The following is a 16592-nucleotide window of genomic DNA, read 5'->3' as shown; positions in this document are numbered from 1 at the left end:
TGCAACTGGAAAGCCGCGATTATCCCACCGACCTCGCGGCCAGCACCAGCGTGTGGTTTTGAATAGAAATGGGCGATAACGCTTATCCAGCGAGCGCTGGTAGCTATCAAAAACAGAGCGTTCGAATGGCTTGCAACAAAGCGCTGTGCGGTTGCGCGCTTCGAAGTGCTAACCCACCGGCTGCGCCCCGTCGCGCAGCCCATAGCGGCGCACCACCTGGGCGCGCTGGCGCGGGTCGATGTTGATGTGGGTTGCATCGCGCCCCGCCATGGCCAGCAGGCGTGGGTCCATCACGCGGCGCCACAGGGGCGGCACGTAGGCCAGGGTGAACATGCCGAAGTAGCCAATCGGTAGCTGCGGCACATGGTCGAAATGCCGCAGCGACTGGTAGCGCCGCAGCGGATGCGCGTGGTGGTCGGAATGCCGTTGCAGGTGAAACAGCGCCCAGTTGGAGAACAGGTGGTTGCTGTTCCACGAGTGGTGTGGCTGGCAGGGCTCGTAGCGGCCGCTGGCGTCTTGCGTGCGCAGCAGGCCGTAGTGCTCTACGTAGTTGGCCGAGGTGAGCTGAAAGTTGGCCCAGAACGAGGCCACCACCAGAAACGGCAGCACGAACGGGCCCAGCCACAGGGCCAGGGCGGTCCATAGCAGCAGGGTAATCAGCGCGGGCTGCAGGATTTCGTTGTGCCAGGAAAACTGCGGTTGTTGCTGGCGCGCCAGCCGGTCTTTCTCCAGCGCCCAGGCCCGGCGCAGGGCTCCGGGCATTTCGCGCAGCGCGAAGCGGTAGATCGACTCGCCCATGCGCGACGACGCCGGGTCGGCCGGGGTCGCCACGTCGCGGTGGTGGCCCCGGTTGTGTTCGATGAAGAAGTGCCCGTAGGCCGTGGGTGCCAGTACCAACTTGGCCAGCCAGCGTTCGAGCTTGGAGTTTTTATGGCCCAGCTCATGCCCCAGGTTGATGCAGAAGCCGCCCACCGTGCCCGTGGTCAACACCATGGCCAGAACACCATGCCAGGGCAACGTCTGCGTGGCCACAAACCAGGTGCTGAAGATAAAAGCCGCCCACAGCACCGGCACCAGCAGGTAGGTGATGCGGCGGTAGTAGCGGTCTCGCTCCAGCGCCGGCACGGCGGATTCGGGTGGGTTGCTCTGGTCCACGCCCAGCAGCCAGTCCAGCAACGGCGCCGCCAGGTAGAAAAACGCCACCGGCGTCCACAGCGTCAGCGCCTCGCCAGTCCAGAGCATGAGCGCTGGGCCCACGGCCACGGTGCAGGGAACCACCAGCGACAACAGCCACGCATACCGCTTGCGGTCGCGGTAGGTGGTGTCGTCGTTGCGGGCGGCTTGCAGCATGGTCCAGGGCGTAGCGTGGCGTGGTGGGGCGGCTCCGGGGAAGGAGAGCCATGCCAGTCATTCTGGTCAAGCGCCTTCGAAATGCCAGATCTTTTTGACCAAAGTGAGGCCGGGAGAAGATTGTTGACAATGCCGCCAACGGAGATTCTCCGCGGGCAGGTTGCCCTGCCTCAAAACCGGGCATAGGGGCTATCGGCGATACTCCCGGCGCTTGCGATTGACGGTGGCACGACCGCCGCTGCCTGTTTTCTGCCTCCCCCCTCATGCACCACACCATTTTTGACACCCCGGTTGTCAACACGCTCCTGCGCGCCTTTTCCCGCTTTACGCTGCGCATTACCGGCTGGAAGATTGAAGGCGCCTTGCCCACCCACGCCGCCAAAAGTGTGCTGATTGCCGCGCCCCACACCAGCAACTGGGACTTGCCTTACACGCTGATGCTGGCGTTCTCGCTGCGCTTGCGGGTGTACTGGATGGGCAAACACAGCCTGTTCAAGGCGCCGTTCGGTGGCGTGATGCGCTGGCTGGGCGGCATTCCGGTGAACCGGGAGCAGTCCGGCAACCTGGTCGCCACGTCGGCCCAGGCGATGCGGGAGGCCGATGGCCCCATGCAGCTCATCGTGCCGCCCGAGGGCACACGCGGCAAAACGCGGCACTGGAAGACAGGCTTTTACTTCATCGCTCAGCAGGCGGGCGTGCCCATCGTGCTCGCGTTTGTGGACTATGGTCGCAAGGTGGGCGGCCTGGGCCCGGTGTTCGAGCCCACGGGTGACCTGGACAGCGACATGGCGCGTATCAAGGCGTTTTATGCGCCGATCCAGGGGAAGAACCCGAAGCAATTCGAGACCTGATGCAGGTCATTGAATTTTGGTGAAATTTGGCTCTATCGCTTATCTATAAAGCGCAAGCAGCTATCAAAAATGAAGTGAATGCGGGCGTTAATGGTGCTCACGCCCCCACGCTGCGGCGATCAATCTTGCGGCTTAGCACGATGCTGGTCTGCGTTTGGTGCACGCCGTCCAGTTGCCCCACCTTGTCGAGCAGGGCATCGAGCTGCTCATGGCTGGTGCAGCGCAAGAACACCAGATAGTCAAACGGCCCGCTCACGGCGGATACCTCTTCGACCTCGGCCATGGCCTCCAGCGCGCGCAGCACGGTGGGCGCGGTTTTGGGCAGCACGCTGATGCTGCACCAGGCCCGCACGGTGGTGGCATCGAGCCGGGTGCCCAGCCGCACCCCATAACCCGCGACCACCCCCGAGCGCTCCAGCCGTGCGATGCGCGCCACCACGGTGGTGCGGGCCAGCCCCAGCTTACGTGCCAGCGTGGCCGTGCCCTCGCGGGCATTGGCCTGCAGCAGGCTCAGCAGCTGGCGGTCGGTGTCGTCCAGGGCCATCGGCTAGTCCTCAAAAAGTCATAACGCCCATCATATTCGCCGTTATTGCAAAACAAGGAGCATTTTTCGACGTTATTAGCGCTACACATTGACAGCACCCTTGCCTAGCATCAAGGCATCTTCAACACCGCTCACTGCTTCACGCAGTGACCACCACCGGGAGTGCCGCCATGACCACCCTTTCCAACACCTCCACCGCCTCCCACGCCGCCTCCCACCGCGCCATCACCATCCTGGGCGCGGGCCACATCGGCTTTGCCATGGCGCTGCTGCTGCTGCAGGCCGGCGACTACGACATCCTGGTGGTGGACCGCGACCCGGCGCGCCTGGCCGAGGTGGCTGCGCTAGGCGTCTCGACCCAGTTGGCGACAGACGACGCAAGCCTGCAGACCGCCATCGACGGCCGTTTTGCCGTGCTGAACGCGCTGCCGTTTCACCGCGCCGTGCCGGTGGCGACGCTTTGTGCCGCAGCCGGAGTGCACTACTTTGATCTGACCGAAGACGTGGCAAGCACCCAGGCCATCCGGGCACTGGCGGCCAACGCCCGCAGCGTGCTCATGCCCCAATGTGGCCTGGCCCCGGGTTTCATCGGCATCGTGGGCAACGATTTGGCGCGCCGTTTTGACACCCTGCACACGCTGCGCATGCGCGTGGGCGCGCTTCCGCGCTACCCCCAGGGCGCCCTGCGCTACAACCTGACCTGGAGCACCGAAGGGCTCATCAACGAATACTGCAACCCCTGCGAGGCCATTGTGGACGGAGTGCGCACCATAGTGCCCGCGCTGGAAGGGTTGGAAACCTTTGCGCTCGACGGTGTGGAATACGAGGCGTTCAACACCTCCGGCGGGCTGGGCACTTTGACGGAAACGCTGGCAGGCAAGGCGCGCCAGGTGGACTACCAGTCCATCCGCTACCCCGGCCACAACGCCATCCTGAAGCTGCTGCTCAACGACCTGCGCCTGCGTGACCGGCGCGATCTGCTCAAGGACATTCTGGAGACGGCCATTCCGACCACCGACCAGGATGTGATCGTGGTGTTTGCCACCGCATCCGGCCTGAAGGGCGGCCGGCTGGTGCAGGACTCGTACTCCGCCCGCATCGTGGGCACCCAGGTGGGGGGGCTCACAATTAGCGCTATCCAGCTCACCACGGCGGCGGGCATCTGCACAGCACTGGACCTGGTGGCCCAAGGCCGGTTGCCTCAGCGGGGTTTTATAGGTCAGGAAGCGGTGGGGCTGGGGGATTTTCTGGCTAACCGGTTTGGGGTGGCATATGCGGGGGAGCGCCTGAAAGTAGATTTAGCCGTATAAAATGGAAAATTGAAATTTATACGGCCAATGGACTATCTTCCCCTTCCGGACAGTGCTGCGCGGCAGTTCATCGACTCGATCACCATCTTCGAGGAGTACCAGCGCACCCGCAAACAGGCATCGCAATATGCGGGCGGCATGTACTGGAAGGCACAAGGCCCCTACGAATATCTTGTAAAGACCCAGCGCGACAACAGCCAGGAGCGCATCGGACCGCGCAATGAACAAACGGAGTGGGTCTACAAAGAGTTCACAAGTTGCAAGACAGCCGTGGAGGACCGCCTCAAGACTCTGCGCGCTGCGCTCACTGACGCTCAGCGGCTGAACAAGGCCTTGAAAGTCGGCCGTACCCCTGCGATGGTGATCGACATTCTGCAGGCGCTCGAAGACGCGGGCCTAGCGGAGCACTTCACCGTGGTTGGGACGCATTCGCTGTATGCGTACGAAAGCGCAGCGGGTGTGCGCATCGTGCAAGGCGCATTGGCTACGCAGGATGTGGATCTGCTGTGGGATGCCCGCCGCAGGGTGCGGTTCATCACCGAGATGGAGCGTTCGGACGTGTCGATGCTTCAGGTGCTGCAACGCGCAGACTCCACCTTCCAGCGCAAGGAAGGTCAAAACGAGACTGCCATCAACGCCAAAGGCTTTGAGGTGGACTTCCTGCGCAGGATGGCCGAGGGCGACGATCCGCACCCCTTCCGCTTCTCTTCCGACGAGGATGATCTGTGGCCTGTGCAGGCCGTCCGCGCTTCGGTACTGACCACCGCGCCGCGCTTCGAGCACGTTGTGGCATCGGCCACCGGACACATGGCGATGATGCGCACCATCGCTCCGGCAACCTTCGTGAAATTCAAGCGTTGGATGGCAGAAAAAGCCCCCGCGCGTGAACCACTCAAGCGCAACCGGGACCGCCGCCAGGCCGACATCGTTCGAGGTCTGCTCGACCAAGGAATGCTGGTGTCCTGACTGTGAACTTCCGAGGGGTTAGCGTCCGCCAGGCTTCTGGTACATCCCCTCAATCGCCTCGGCAAAGTGCGCCATCAGGTTGTTGCGCTTGAGCTTGAGCGTGGGCGTCATGAAGGTGTTTTCAATGGTCCAGGGCTTCAGCGTCAGGTGCACCGCACGCGGCACGGCGTATCGGGCAAAGCTGGCGGTGTTCTTTTCGATGCGGGCCAGCACGGCGCGGTGCACGCTGGGGTGGTTCAGGCTGTCGGCGTCTTGGGCCGAAAGACCCAGATCGCCCGCCAGCCGCTGCCATTCATCGCGCTTGAGCACGGCCACGCAGGCGATGAAGGGGCGGTTTTCGCCCACTACAAAGGCCTGCTCCAACAAAGGGTCGGCCAGCAAGGCCAGCTCCAGGTCGCCCGGCGGGATCTTTTCGCCGGTGGAGGTGACGATGATTTCCTTGATGCGGCCTTTTATATAGATGCGGTCGTTCACGATCTCGGCCTGGTCGCCCGTGCCCAGCCAGCCGTCTGCGCCCAGGATCTTGGCCGTGTCTTCCGGGCGCTTCCAATAGCCCTTCATCACGATGGGGCCGCGCACTTGCAGCTCGCGGTTCTCGCCAATGCGCACTTCCACACCGGGTAATGCCTTGCCTACGCAGGCGGGGTCGTTGTCGTCCAGTGCGTTGACCGACACCACCGGTGCGGTCTCGGTCATGCCGTAGCCCTGGATCAGCGGCAGCCCCAGGCCCAGAAAACACTTCGCAATGGTGGGCGACAGCGGTGCGCCGCCGCTTACCGCCACGCGCACGCGGCCGCCAAATTGGGCCAGTAGCGGCTTGGCCACCAGGGCCTCCAGCACCGGCCAGGGCAGGACAGCCATCCAGCCTGCGGCCTGGCTGCTGGCGTCGGGAGTCGGCGTGGGCAAGCCTTGGGCGGCGCAAAACCGCGCCCAGCCCTTGTTCTGCGCGGCTTCATACAGCTGCATCTTCCAGGGCGTGGGTGACAACTTTTCGAGCAGCTTGGCGTGGATGCGCTCGTAGATGCGCGGCACCGACACCAGCACCGTGGGGCGTACCGTCTTCAGGTCTTCGGCCAGTTGGGGCACCGAGCGCGCATAGGCCACGCAGCTGCCCGCCGCAATCGGCAGGTAGTACCCGCCCGTGCGCTCGAAGGTGTGCGACAGCGGCAGGAACGACAGGAATACGTCCTCCACCGTGGGCGCAATGCGCTCCAGCACCGCCTTCACGTCGCTGACCACGTTGTGGTGCGTCAGCATCACGCCCTTAGGCTTGCCGGTGGTGCCAGAGGTGTAGACGATGGCCGCCAGGTCGTCTGCCTCCGGGGCTTTGGGAACGGTTGCGCTGCCCGCATGTGCTGCACCGGCCAGCCATTGCACCAGTGAACCGACCGCAGGGCCGTCCCCAGACGCTGGTATTGCGGTGAGCGAGGCGCCGTCATCTGTGATGACCACTGCACGCAGGGCCGGAAATGGCGTGCCGACGGCCTGAATTTTTTCCCACTGCTCCACGTGGCTCACAACGAGCATCGACGCCTCGCAGTCGGCCAGGATGTAGGCAATGCTGCCGGGGTTGTCGATGGCATGCAGCGGCACGGGAACGGAGCCGGTGGCCAAGGTTGCCTGGTCCGCGCACATCGCGTTCAGGCCGTTGGGCAGCAGGATGGCGATGCGCGCCGCTGCGGGCAGTTGCATGGCCGCCAGGGCCTGGGCCCATGTGCCCACGCGTTGGGCTGTCTCAGCCCAGGTCAAGCTCGTCCAGGCTTGGGAGCTGGTGTCGAAGGCTCGGTACGCCTCGGAGTTGGGGGTGCGCGCAGCGCGGTAGGCGAGAAGCTGGGGCAGCGTGCAGACGCTGGCGATATCGGCGGGGGAGGGGGTCATGCAGGCTCTGCGGGGAAGTCGTCAGGCGCGGGATGCGCCGTGGCCTTGGTGTAAACCCGGGGAATGATAGCGAGCGAACCAGCGGGATCTGGCGCTGCAACACGCTGTTGTGTTGCAAATGGTGCATTCCGATTTACGAAATGATGATGCGCTGCAATAGCGCGGCGAAAGCCCGAACAGACCAGATGCACTCGCTGGTGAATCGCTCGCAGGCCGTATTGCCGCAGGTCGTCTCTTAGGTCGCCGCTTCCAGCCCCTGCGCAAAATGCGCCTGCATCGCCTTCACCGTCGCCTTGGCATCGCGCGCCATCATCGCGCCGAGGATGGCGCGGTGCTCTTTCAGCGAATCCTCAATCCGCCCCTGCTTGAGCAGCGAGTTGTGGCGGTTGAGCTTCATCACCTTGCGCAAGTCGGCCACCATCTGGCTGCGCCATCGGTTGTCGGCCAGCTCCAGCAGCAACATGTGAAAGCGCTCGTTGACTGCAAAAAAGCGCTCACGCTCATTGGCGGCTGCCTCCAGCTCGGCATGCAGGTCTTGCAATGTTTGCAGCTGAGCCGGCGTGGCGGTGGTGGCCACCACGCCTGCCGCATCGCTCTCCAGCAGGCTGAGCAGGTGGTACACGTCGCGCAGGTCTTTTTCGCTCATTTCGGTCACATAGGCGCCACGGCGCACCTTCATCGTGACCAGGCCTTCAGCGGCCAGTACCTTCAACGCCTCGCGCAGGGGCGTGCGGCTGATGCCGAATTCCTCGGCAATCTTAAGTTCGTCAATCCAGCTGCCCGGCTCCAATTCGCGCCGGAAGATGCGCTGGCGCAATTGCTCGGCCACTTCTTCGTAGAGCGCACGGGGAGTGAGGGTGAGGGCAGACATGGGGTGGATTGTAAGCTGGGCGGAATATTTTGAATCAATAATTATGAATGATGTAAACTCGCCGCCACACCACTGCACCTGTGCGGTCGCCGCCTGTGCGCTGTGTTGGACGCCCCAACGCCATCTTCGGAGTAGCTTTTGCCATGAGTGACAACCCCACCAACAACGCCCCAGAGTTCGCCGCGTCTTCGCTGGAAGCCTGGGCCAAGGCCGCAGCCAAGTCGGCGCCGGGGGGCGATGTCAGCGCCCTCAACTGGGTCACGCCCGATGGCATCACCGTCAAGCCGCTGTACACCGCCGAAGACACGGCCAGCCTGCCGTACGCCAATACGCTTCCGGGTTTTGAGCCCTACCTGCGCGGCCCCCAGGCCACCATGTATGCCGTGCGGCCCTGGACGATCCGCCAGTACGCTGGTTTCTCTACCGCCGAAGAATCCAACGCCTTCTACCGCAAGGCGCTGGCCGCAGGCGGGCAGGGCGTGAGTGTGGCGTTCGACCTGGCCACCCACCGGGGTTACGACAGCGACCACCCCCGCGTGACGGGCGATGTGGGCAAGGCCGGGGTGGCGATCGACTCGGTCGAGGACATGAAGATCCTGTTCGACCAGATCCCGCTCGACAAGGTGTCCGTGTCGATGACCATGAACGGCGCGGTGCTGCCCGTGCTGGCGGGCTATGTGGTGGCGGCAGAAGAGCAGGGCGTCTCGCAAGACAAGCTCTCCGGAACCATTCAGAACGACATTCTGAAAGAGTTCATGGTGCGCAACACCTACATCTACCCGCCCAAGCCGTCGATGAAGATCATTGGCGACATCATCGAGTACACGGCCAAGAACATGCCGAAGTTCAACTCGATCTCGATCAGCGGCTACCACATGCAGGAAGCCGGGGCCAACCAGGCGCTGGAACTGGCCTTCACCCTGGCCGACGGCAAGGAGTATGTGAAGACCGCCATCGCCAAGGGCATGGACGTGGACGAATTCGCCGGGCGCCTGAGCTTCTTCTGGGCGATTGGCATGAACTTTTACCTCGAAGTCGCCAAGATGCGCGCCGCGCGCCTGCTGTGGTGCCGCATCATGAAAGCCACGGGCGCCAAGAACCCCAAGAGCCTGATGCTGCGCACGCACTGCCAGACGTCGGGCTGGAGCCTGACCGAACAGGACCCCTACAACAACGTGGTGCGCACCACCATCGAAGCCATGGCCGCAGTGTTTGGTGGCACGCAGAGCCTGCACACCAACAGCTTTGACGAAGCCATTGCGTTGCCCACCGAGTTCAGCGCCCGCATTGCGCGCAACACGCAGCTCATCATTCAGGAAGAGACCCACATCACCAACGTGATCGACCCCTGGGCTGGCAGCTACATGATGGAAAAGCTGACCCAGGACATGGCCGACGCGGCCTGGAAGATCATCGAAGAGGTCGAGGCCATGGGCGGCATGACCCAGGCCGTGGACAGCGGCTGGGCCAAGCTCAAGATCGAGGCCGCCGCGGCTGAAAAGCAGGCGCGCATCGACAGCGGCAAGGATGTGATCGTCGGCGTCAACAAATACAAACTGGCCAAGGAAGACCCGGTCGATATCCTGCAGATCGACAACGTGAAGGTGCGCGACGGCCAGATTGAGCGCCTCAAGAATATTCGAGAAAAACGCGACTCTGCGCTCGTCCAGCAAGCCTTGGATGCTCTCACTTCTGCAGCAGAAAGCGGCGAAGGCAACCTGCTGGACCTGTCGATCAAAGCCGTGCGCCTGCGCGCCACGGTGGGCGAGGTGTCGGACGCTCTGGAGAAGGTTTTTGGGCGCCATCGCGCCGATACACAAAAGGTGACCGGTGTGTACGCAGCAGCCTATGACTCGGCCGAAGGCTGGGACAAACTCAAGACCGAAATCAACGCCTTTGCCGAAGAACAGGGCCGCCGCCCGCGGGTGATGATTGCCAAGCTGGGCCAGGATGGGCACGACCGGGGCGCCAAGGTGGTGGCCACCGCGTTTGCCGACCTGGGCTTTGACGTGGACATGGGCCCGCTGTTCCAGACCCCCGAGGAGTGCGCGCGCCAGGCGATTGAAAACGACGTGCACGCCGTGGGCGTGAGCACGCTGGCCGCAGGCCACAAGACGCTGGTGCCCGCCATCATCCAGTCGCTCAAGGACCAGGGTGCGGACGACATCATCGTGTTTGTGGGCGGGGTGATCCCGGCGCAGGACTATGAGCACCTGTACGAAGCGGGCGTGAAGGGCATCTACGGCCCTGGAACACCGATTCCGGCCAGCGCCAAGGATGTGCTGGAACAGATTCGCAAGGCTGTGGCTGCGTGAGTTTGGTGGAGTCGTCCATGTTGAGCTTGGGCAGCGTCGCCGCCGGGGACTTCGAGCCCATGGCCGATCTTCGCGCCGAAGCCCTGCGCGAAAGCCTGGAGCGCCTGGGCCGTTTTGACCCGGTGCGCGTGCGGGAGCGCCTGCGCAGCGCGTTCGAGCCTGCGTGCATGCGGCACATCCTCACCAACGGCGAGCGTGTGGGCTACCTCACGCTCATTCCGCACGCAGGATCAAACAGCCTGCGCTTGCATCACCTCTACATCCACCCGGCTTCTCAGGGGCGCGGTGTGGGGGCCTGGGCGCTGGAATGGGTCAAGGCACAGGGTCGGGCTGCGGGTCAGGACATCACGCTGGGTGCGCTGCGCGGCAGCGACGCCAACCGCTTTTACCTGCGCCATGGCTTCCGGCTGGTGGAAGAGCAGGAGTTCGACCTGGAGTACCGGTGGAGCCCGGAGTTCGATGCACGCACGGCGGAGGTTGCACCATGAACCTCTACCAAGGAGTCGTGGGCCAACCCGGCCCCCTTCAACGCCGCGCCATGTCCAAAGCCATCACCCTGCTCGAATCGACACGCGCAGACCATCGCGCGCAGGCCGATGAGCTGCTCACCCAACTGCTCCCCCACACCGGAAAGTCCTTCCGCCTCGGCATCAGCGGTGTACCCGGCGTGGGCAAGTCCACCTTCATCGAAGCCCTGGGCCTGTACCTGATCGGCCAGGGCCACCGCGTGGCCGTGCTCACCATCGACCCCTCCAGCACCGTCTCGGGCGGATCCATCCTGGGCGACAAGACGCGCATGGAACACCTGTCGGTGCACGAAAAGGCCTACATCCGCCCCAGCCCGTCGAGCGGCACCCTGGGCGGAGTCGCAGAGAAGACCCGCGAAGCCATGCTGGTCTGCGAGGCGGCGGGTTACGACGTGGTCATCGTCGAGACCGTGGGCGTGGGCCAGAGCGAGATTGCGGTGGCAGGCATGACGGACATGTTTGTGCTCATGCAGCTGCCCAACGCGGGCGACGATCTGCAGGCCATCAAGAAGGGCGTGATGGAGATTGCCGACCTGGTGGTCATCAACAAGGCCGACATCGACAAGAACGCTGCCACGAGGGCCGAGGCGCAGATCACATCGAGCCTGCGCCTCTTGAGCCAACACGGCAACCCCGAGAACGCACACCACGACGAAACCCTGTGGCACCCAAAAGTCGTGCAGATCAGCGCGCTGCTGGGGCAGGGCGTGGACAGCTTCTGGGCTGCCGTCACGCAGTTCCGCCAGCTGCAAACCGCCAACGGCCGCCTGGCCACGCGGCGCGAGAAGCAGGCACTGGCGTGGATGTGGGAGCGCATCGACGCGGGCCTCAAGCTCGCGTTTCGCCAGCATCCACAGGTCAAGGAGCTGCTGCCCCAGATGCAGGCCGATGTGGCAGCCGGGCGCATCGCGGCATCGACTGCAGCAAGAAATCTGCTGCTGGCGCACACCCATCAAGCGCAAGCAGCTATCAAATAAGTAGTAGACCAACCACCGAATTCATCAAAGGACGACCATGCAAGACATCCTGGATCAACTGGAGAAAAAGCGTGCGCTGGCACGCCTGGGCGGCGGGCAAAAGCGCATCGATGCGCAGCACGCCAAGGGCAAGCTCACGGCGCGCGAGCGCATCGAGCTGCTGCTGGACGACGGCACGTTCGAAGAATGGGACATGTTTGTCGAGCACCGCTGCACCGACTTTGGCATGGAGGACAACAAGATCCCCGGCGACGGTGTGGTGACGGGCTACGGCATGATCAATGGCCGCCTGGTGTTCGTTTTCAGCCAGGACTTCACCGTGTTCGGCGGTGCACTCAGCGAAACCCACGCCGAGAAGATCTGCAAGGTGATGGACCAGGCCATGAAGGTTGGCGCACCCGTCATCGGCCTCAACGACTCGGGCGGCGCGCGCATCCAGGAAGGCGTCGCGTCCCTCGGTGGCTATGCCGACGTGTTCCAGAAAAACGTGCTGGCCAGCGGCGTGATTCCGCAGATCAGCATGATCATGGGCCCGAGCGCCGGTGGCGCCGTGTACTCGCCCGCCATGACGGACTTCATCTTCATGGTGAAGGACAGCTCGTACATGTTCGTGACCGGCCCCGAAGTGGTGAAGACCGTGACGCACGAGGAAGTGACGGCCGAGGAACTGGGCGGTGCCGTGACGCACACCACCAAGAGCGGTGTGGCCGACATGGCGTTTGAGAACGATGTGGAGGCGCTGATGATGCTGCGCCGCCTGTACAACTACCTGCCGCTCAACAACCGCGAAAAGGCCCCGGTGCGCCCCAGCAACGACCCGGCCGACCGCATGGACCGGAGCCTGGACACCCTGGTGCCCGAGAACCCCAACAAGCCCTACGACATGAAGGAGCTGATCCTCAAGACCGTGGACGACGGGGACTTCTTCGAGCTACAGCCCGAGTACGCCAAGAACATCCTCATCGGCTTTGCCCGCATGGAAGGCCAGACCGTGGGCATCGTGGCCAACCAGCCGCTGGTGCTGGCGGGCTGCCTGGACATCAAGAGTTCCATCAAGGCCGCGCGTTTTGTGCGCTTCTGCGATGCGTTCAACATCCCGGTCGTCACGTTTGTGGACGTGCCCGGCTTCATGCCCGGCACCAGCCAGGAGTACGGCGGCATCATCAAGCACGGCGCCAAGCTGCTGTACGCCTATGCCGAGTGCACGGTACCCAAGATCACCGTCATCACCCGCAAGGCCTACGGCGGCGCGTACGACGTGATGAGCTCCAAGCACTTGCGCGGCGACGTGAACCTGGCCTGGCCCAACGCCGAGATTGCGGTGATGGGCGCCAAGGGCGCGGTGGAGATCATCTTCCGCGAAGACAAGAACGACCCCGTGAAGCTGGCCGCCCGGGAGGCCGAATACAAGCAGCGATTTGCCAACCCGTTTGTGGCCGGTGCTCGCGGCTTTATCGACGACGTGATCCTGCCGCATGAGACGCGCAAGCGCATCTGCCGCAGCTTGGTCATGCTGCGCGACAAGAAGCTGGAAAACCCCTGGCGCAAGCACGGGAACATTCCGCTGTAAGCAGGGCATTGGCAGCAGGCAATGGCACAGATCCGCGCGTTCTTCCCATCCAGAGTGGACTCATGGCTTGTTGCCATCGGCCCGCTCGCGGCATTGACGGCAGCAACCGCAGTAGCAGGGCTTGCGGGGCCGTTCGTGCTGAACTCTGGTAGCACGCCACCGATGCTTGCGCTGTTGGCGGTCATCGTGGCCCTTACGCTGCTGCTGCTGCCGCTGTGGTTGGTACTGGACACCAACTACACACTCACGGCGGACGATCTGCTGATTCGCAGTGGTCCGTTTCGCTGGCGCATTGTGCTGGGCGATGTACGCGAGGTCTCGCCATCGCACAGTTGGATTTCGTCGCCTGCGCTGTCGCTCGACCGCTTGAGCATTCGCTATGGGGCAGACCGAAGCATTTTGGTATCGCCGCGTGAGAAGCAGCGCTTCATTGACGCTTTGCGCCAGCGCTGTCCTTCCGTCTTAGTTACTGGTTTTTGAAATTTCCTTTTGAGGAACTTGTTATGTTCACCAAAATCCTGATCGCCAACCGTGGCGAAATCGCCTGCCGAGTGATTGCAACGGCCAAGAAAATGGGCATCGCCACCGTCGCCGTCTATTCCGACGCCGACAAGGAAGCCCGGCACGTCAAGCTGGCCGACGAGGCCGTGCACATTGGCGCCGCGCCCTCGCGCGAGTCGTACCTGCTGGCCGACAAAATCATCGCTGCCTGCAAGCAGACTGGCGCGCAGGCCGTGCATCCGGGCTATGGCTTCCTCTCCGAAAACGAGGCCTTTGCCAAGCGCTGCGAAGACGAGGGCATTGCCTTCATCGGCCCCAAGGCGCATTCGATTGCGGCCATGGGAGACAAGATCGCGTCCAAGAAGCTGGCCAACGAGGCCAAGGTCAACACCATCCCGGGCTACAACGACGCCATCGCTGGCCCTGAGCAGGCGGTGGAGATTGCCAAGGGCATTGGCTACCCCGTGATGATCAAGGCCTCGGCCGGGGGCGGTGGCAAGGGCTTGCGCGTGGCGTTCAACGACAAGGAAGCGTTTGAAGGCTTTGCCAGCTGCCAGAATGAGGCCCGCAACAGCTTTGGCGACGACCGCATCTTCATCGAGAAGTTTGTGCAGGAGCCGCGCCACATCGAGATCCAGGTGCTGGGCGACAGCCACGGCAACGTGATTTATCTGAACGAGCGCGAGTGCTCCATCCAGCGCCGCCACCAGAAGGTGATCGAAGAGGCGCCATCGCCTTTCATCAGCGACGCCACCCGCAAGGCCATGGGCGAGCAGGCCGTGCAGCTGGCCAAGGCCGTCAAGTACCAGAGCGCGGGCACGGTGGAGTTCGTGGTCGGCAAGGACCAGGACTTCTACTTCCTCGAAATGAACACCCGCCTGCAGGTGGAGCACCCGGTGACGGAATGCATCACCGGCCTGGACTTGGTAGAGCTGATGATCCGCGTGGCGGCGGGCGAGAAGCTGCCTTTGAGCCAAGCCGATGTGAAGCGCGACGGCTGGGCCATTGAGTGCCGCATCAACGCCGAAGACCCGTTCCGCAACTTCCTGCCGTCCACCGGCCGCCTGGTGCGCTTTCAGCCGCCGGAGGAGTCGATGTTCCAGTCCGATACGACCAAAAAACTGGGCGTGCGGGTGGACACGGGCGTGTATGAGGGCGGCGAGATCCCCATGTACTACGACTCGATGATTGCCAAGCTCATCGTGCACGGCACGGACCGCAATGATGCGATTGCCAAGATGCGCGCGGCGCTGAACGGCTTTGTGATTCGCGGCATCAGCAGCAACATCCCCTTCCAGGCCGCGCTGCTGGCGCACCCCAAATTCGTGACGGGCGACTTCAACACCGGCTTCATCGCCGAGAACTACGGCAAGGGCTTCCACGCCGAAGACGTGCCGCACGCTGACCCGCTGTTCCTGGTGGCACTGGCCGCGTTCATGCACCGCCGCTACCGCGCCCGCGCCTCGGGCATCAGTGGCCAGCTGGCCGGGCACGAGGTGAAGGTGGGCGAGCAGTTTGTGGTGGTCACGCTGGGCGCCGAAGGGCAGAACCAGCACCATGAGGTGACGGTGTCCGACTTTGAAGACAAATCGGGCTCCAGCGCAGTATTGGTGGGCGGTACCAGCTATCAGATCAGTAGCAACGCCACGCTGGGCCAGATTCGCGTGCAGGGCGCCTGCAACGGCCAGGGCTTTACGGCCCAGGTGGAGCGCGGCGTGGGCAAGAACCCGCTGGCGCTGCGCATTGCGCACAACGGTACGCAGATCGATGCGCTGGTGCTGTCGCCGCTGGGCGCGCGCCTGCACAAGCTCATGCCCTTCAAGGCACCGCCGGACTTGTCCAAGTTCCTGCTCTCGCCCATGCCCGGCCTGTTGGTCGACGTGGCGGTGCAGCCGGGGCAGAAGGTGCAGGCGGGCGAGAAGCTGGCCGTGATCGAGGCCATGAAGATGGAGAACATCCTCTTTGCCGCGCAGGATGGCGTGGTCGGCAAGATCACGGCGGGCAAGGGCGATTCGCTGGCGGTGGACCAGATCATTCTGGAATTCGTCTGATGCTGCCTATGCCTCGCGCTCCATCCTGCAGCCTGCGATGACAGCGGTGGCTGTGCGCACGCTGCTGGCGCTGGCTGGCGGCGCGCTGTTTCTGGACGGCGCGGTGTTGATAGTTCTGGGGCACTTCAACCTGGGCACCATGTTGCCCGTTGCGCTGGGGGCGTTGTTTCTGGCCATCGCGGTGTGGTGGGCACCCCTCACGCGCTGGCGGCACCATGACCGGCGGCGTCAGCAGTGGTGGCGCGTGGGCTGGTGGGGTTTGGCGGCGTGGATGCTCAGCGTTGTGGTTTTCTGGGTTTTCTTCTTGCGGGGTGCTGGCGTTTCTCCGCCAGAGGCTCCGCCTGTGCAGGCCATTGTGGTGCTGGGAGCGGGCATTCAGAACGGACAGCCCCGCCCGGCACTTGCGGCGCGGCTGGACACAGCGGCCGCGCTGGCCCGCTTGCAGCCTGAGGCGCTGATCGCTGTGTGTGGTGGGCAAGTTTGGGGCACTACAGATACCGAGGCGGAGGTGATGGCGCGCTATCTGCAAGAACGCCACGGTATCGCGCCGGAACGCCTGGTGCTGGAGAAGGACAGCACCAGCACCGAGCTGAATCTGGCGTTAAGTCGCCCCTTGCTGGAGGCGCGCGGTGTTGCCGCCACGGTCCCGCTCGCGCTGGTGACCAGCGACTTCCACCTGCCTCGTGCTCTGCGCATTGCCCAGCGCCATGGCTTTACCCACATGGTGCCGGTAGCGGCACCCACGCCCCTGGCCACGCGCTACAACGCCTGGCTGCGCGAATATTTCGCCACGCTGAGCAGTTGGGTGCTGAGTGAAGGGTAGTCCGGAGTAAGGTGTTTTTAGATCAAATTGGCTTCTAGCGCTTTATTCATAAGTGCAG

At 63.5% G+C, this 16592-nt stretch carries 14 protein-coding genes; 10 read left to right on the top strand and 4 right to left on the bottom strand.

Annotated features, from left to right (window positions below; all coding sequences use genetic code 11):
* Positions 1 to 168: 168 nt before the first annotated feature.
* Entirely contained in the window at positions 169 to 1350 is a 1182-nt protein-coding gene (locus ACODS0_RS03070; protein WP_488832729.1) for an alkane 1-monooxygenase, read from the bottom strand.
* 263 nt (positions 1351 to 1613) lie between these two features.
* Here ACODS0_RS03070 and ACODS0_RS03065 point away from each other — a divergent pair, with 263 nt between their 5' ends.
* Complete coding sequence (locus tag ACODS0_RS03065) at positions 1614 to 2201, top strand: lysophospholipid acyltransferase family protein (RefSeq protein WP_121420213.1); 588 nt, start codon at positions 1614 to 1616, stop codon at positions 2199 to 2201.
* A gap of 97 nt (positions 2202 to 2298) precedes the next feature.
* On the opposite strand, the gene ACODS0_RS03060 is transcribed toward ACODS0_RS03065, so the two are convergent.
* Positions 2299 to 2745 carry an Lrp/AsnC family transcriptional regulator gene (locus tag ACODS0_RS03060; protein ID WP_121420212.1) on the bottom strand — a complete coding sequence of 149 codons (447 nt, stop codon included), beginning with the start codon at positions 2743 to 2745 and terminating at the stop codon, positions 2299 to 2301.
* 170 nt (positions 2746 to 2915) lie between these two features.
* Here ACODS0_RS03060 and ACODS0_RS03055 point away from each other — a divergent pair, with 170 nt between their 5' ends.
* Together ACODS0_RS03055 and ACODS0_RS03050 are read left to right on the top strand one after the other, a co-directional pair.
* Positions 2916 to 4055, top strand: coding sequence for a saccharopine dehydrogenase family protein (locus ACODS0_RS03055; RefSeq protein ID WP_488832724.1), 1140 nt, complete (start codon positions 2916 to 2918; stop codon positions 4053 to 4055).
* A 27-nt stretch (positions 4056 to 4082) separates the two neighbouring features.
* Positions 4083 to 5021 carry a GSU2403 family nucleotidyltransferase fold protein gene (locus ACODS0_RS03050; RefSeq protein WP_488832723.1) on the top strand — a complete coding sequence of 313 codons (939 nt, stop codon included), beginning with the start codon at positions 4083 to 4085 and terminating at the stop codon, positions 5019 to 5021.
* Between the two features lie 18 nt (positions 5022 to 5039).
* Here the strand turns inward: ACODS0_RS03050 and ACODS0_RS03045 are convergent, their stop codons facing one another.
* Together ACODS0_RS03045 and ACODS0_RS03040 are read right to left on the bottom strand one after the other, a co-directional pair.
* Positions 5040 to 6899, bottom strand: coding sequence for an AMP-dependent synthetase/ligase (locus ACODS0_RS03045; RefSeq protein ID WP_488832722.1), 1860 nt, complete (start codon positions 6897 to 6899; stop codon positions 5040 to 5042).
* A gap of 235 nt (positions 6900 to 7134) precedes the next feature.
* Positions 7135 to 7770, bottom strand: a complete 636-nt coding sequence (locus tag ACODS0_RS03040; protein ID WP_488832718.1) for a GntR family transcriptional regulator — start codon at positions 7768 to 7770, stop codon at positions 7135 to 7137.
* A gap of 143 nt (positions 7771 to 7913) precedes the next feature.
* On the opposite strand from ACODS0_RS03040, the gene scpA reads away from it, so the two are divergent.
* The 7 genes from scpA to ACODS0_RS03005 are packed head-to-tail and all read left to right on the top strand — an operon-like array spanning position 7914 to position 16534.
* Complete coding sequence (gene scpA, locus ACODS0_RS03035; protein WP_488832715.1) at positions 7914 to 10085, top strand: methylmalonyl-CoA mutase; 2172 nt, start codon at positions 7914 to 7916, stop codon at positions 10083 to 10085.
* Between the two features lie 17 nt (positions 10086 to 10102).
* A complete protein-coding gene (locus ACODS0_RS03030) occupies positions 10103 to 10573 on the top strand; it encodes a GNAT family N-acetyltransferase (protein ID WP_488832713.1) in 471 nt (156 codons plus the stop codon).
* A complete protein-coding gene (gene meaB / locus ACODS0_RS03025; protein WP_488832711.1) occupies positions 10570 to 11589 on the top strand; it encodes a methylmalonyl Co-A mutase-associated GTPase MeaB in 1020 nt (339 codons plus the stop codon). The genes ACODS0_RS03030 and meaB overlap by 4 nt, the downstream gene beginning before the upstream one ends.
* A gap of 37 nt (positions 11590 to 11626) precedes the next feature.
* On the top strand, positions 11627 to 13159 hold the full coding sequence (locus ACODS0_RS03020) for an acyl-CoA carboxylase subunit beta (RefSeq protein WP_010458871.1): 1533 nt from the start codon (positions 11627 to 11629) through the stop codon (positions 13157 to 13159).
* 21 nt (positions 13160 to 13180) lie between these two features.
* Entirely contained in the window at positions 13181 to 13639 is a 459-nt protein-coding gene (locus ACODS0_RS03015) for a PH domain-containing protein (RefSeq protein ID WP_488832706.1), read from the top strand.
* Between the two features lie 23 nt (positions 13640 to 13662).
* Positions 13663 to 15711, top strand: a complete 2049-nt coding sequence (locus ACODS0_RS03010) for an acetyl-CoA carboxylase biotin carboxylase subunit (protein ID WP_488832704.1) — start codon at positions 13663 to 13665, stop codon at positions 15709 to 15711.
* 37 nt (positions 15712 to 15748) lie between these two features.
* Positions 15749 to 16534, top strand: a complete 786-nt coding sequence (locus tag ACODS0_RS03005; RefSeq protein ID WP_488832703.1) for a YdcF family protein — start codon at positions 15749 to 15751, stop codon at positions 16532 to 16534.
* Positions 16535 to 16592: the final 58 nt, after the last annotated feature.

This window comes from Acidovorax sp. FG60 (assembly GCF_057808995.1).
Note: the sequence above shows the minus strand (reverse complement) of the source record. Positions and strands in the feature narration are given on the sequence as shown.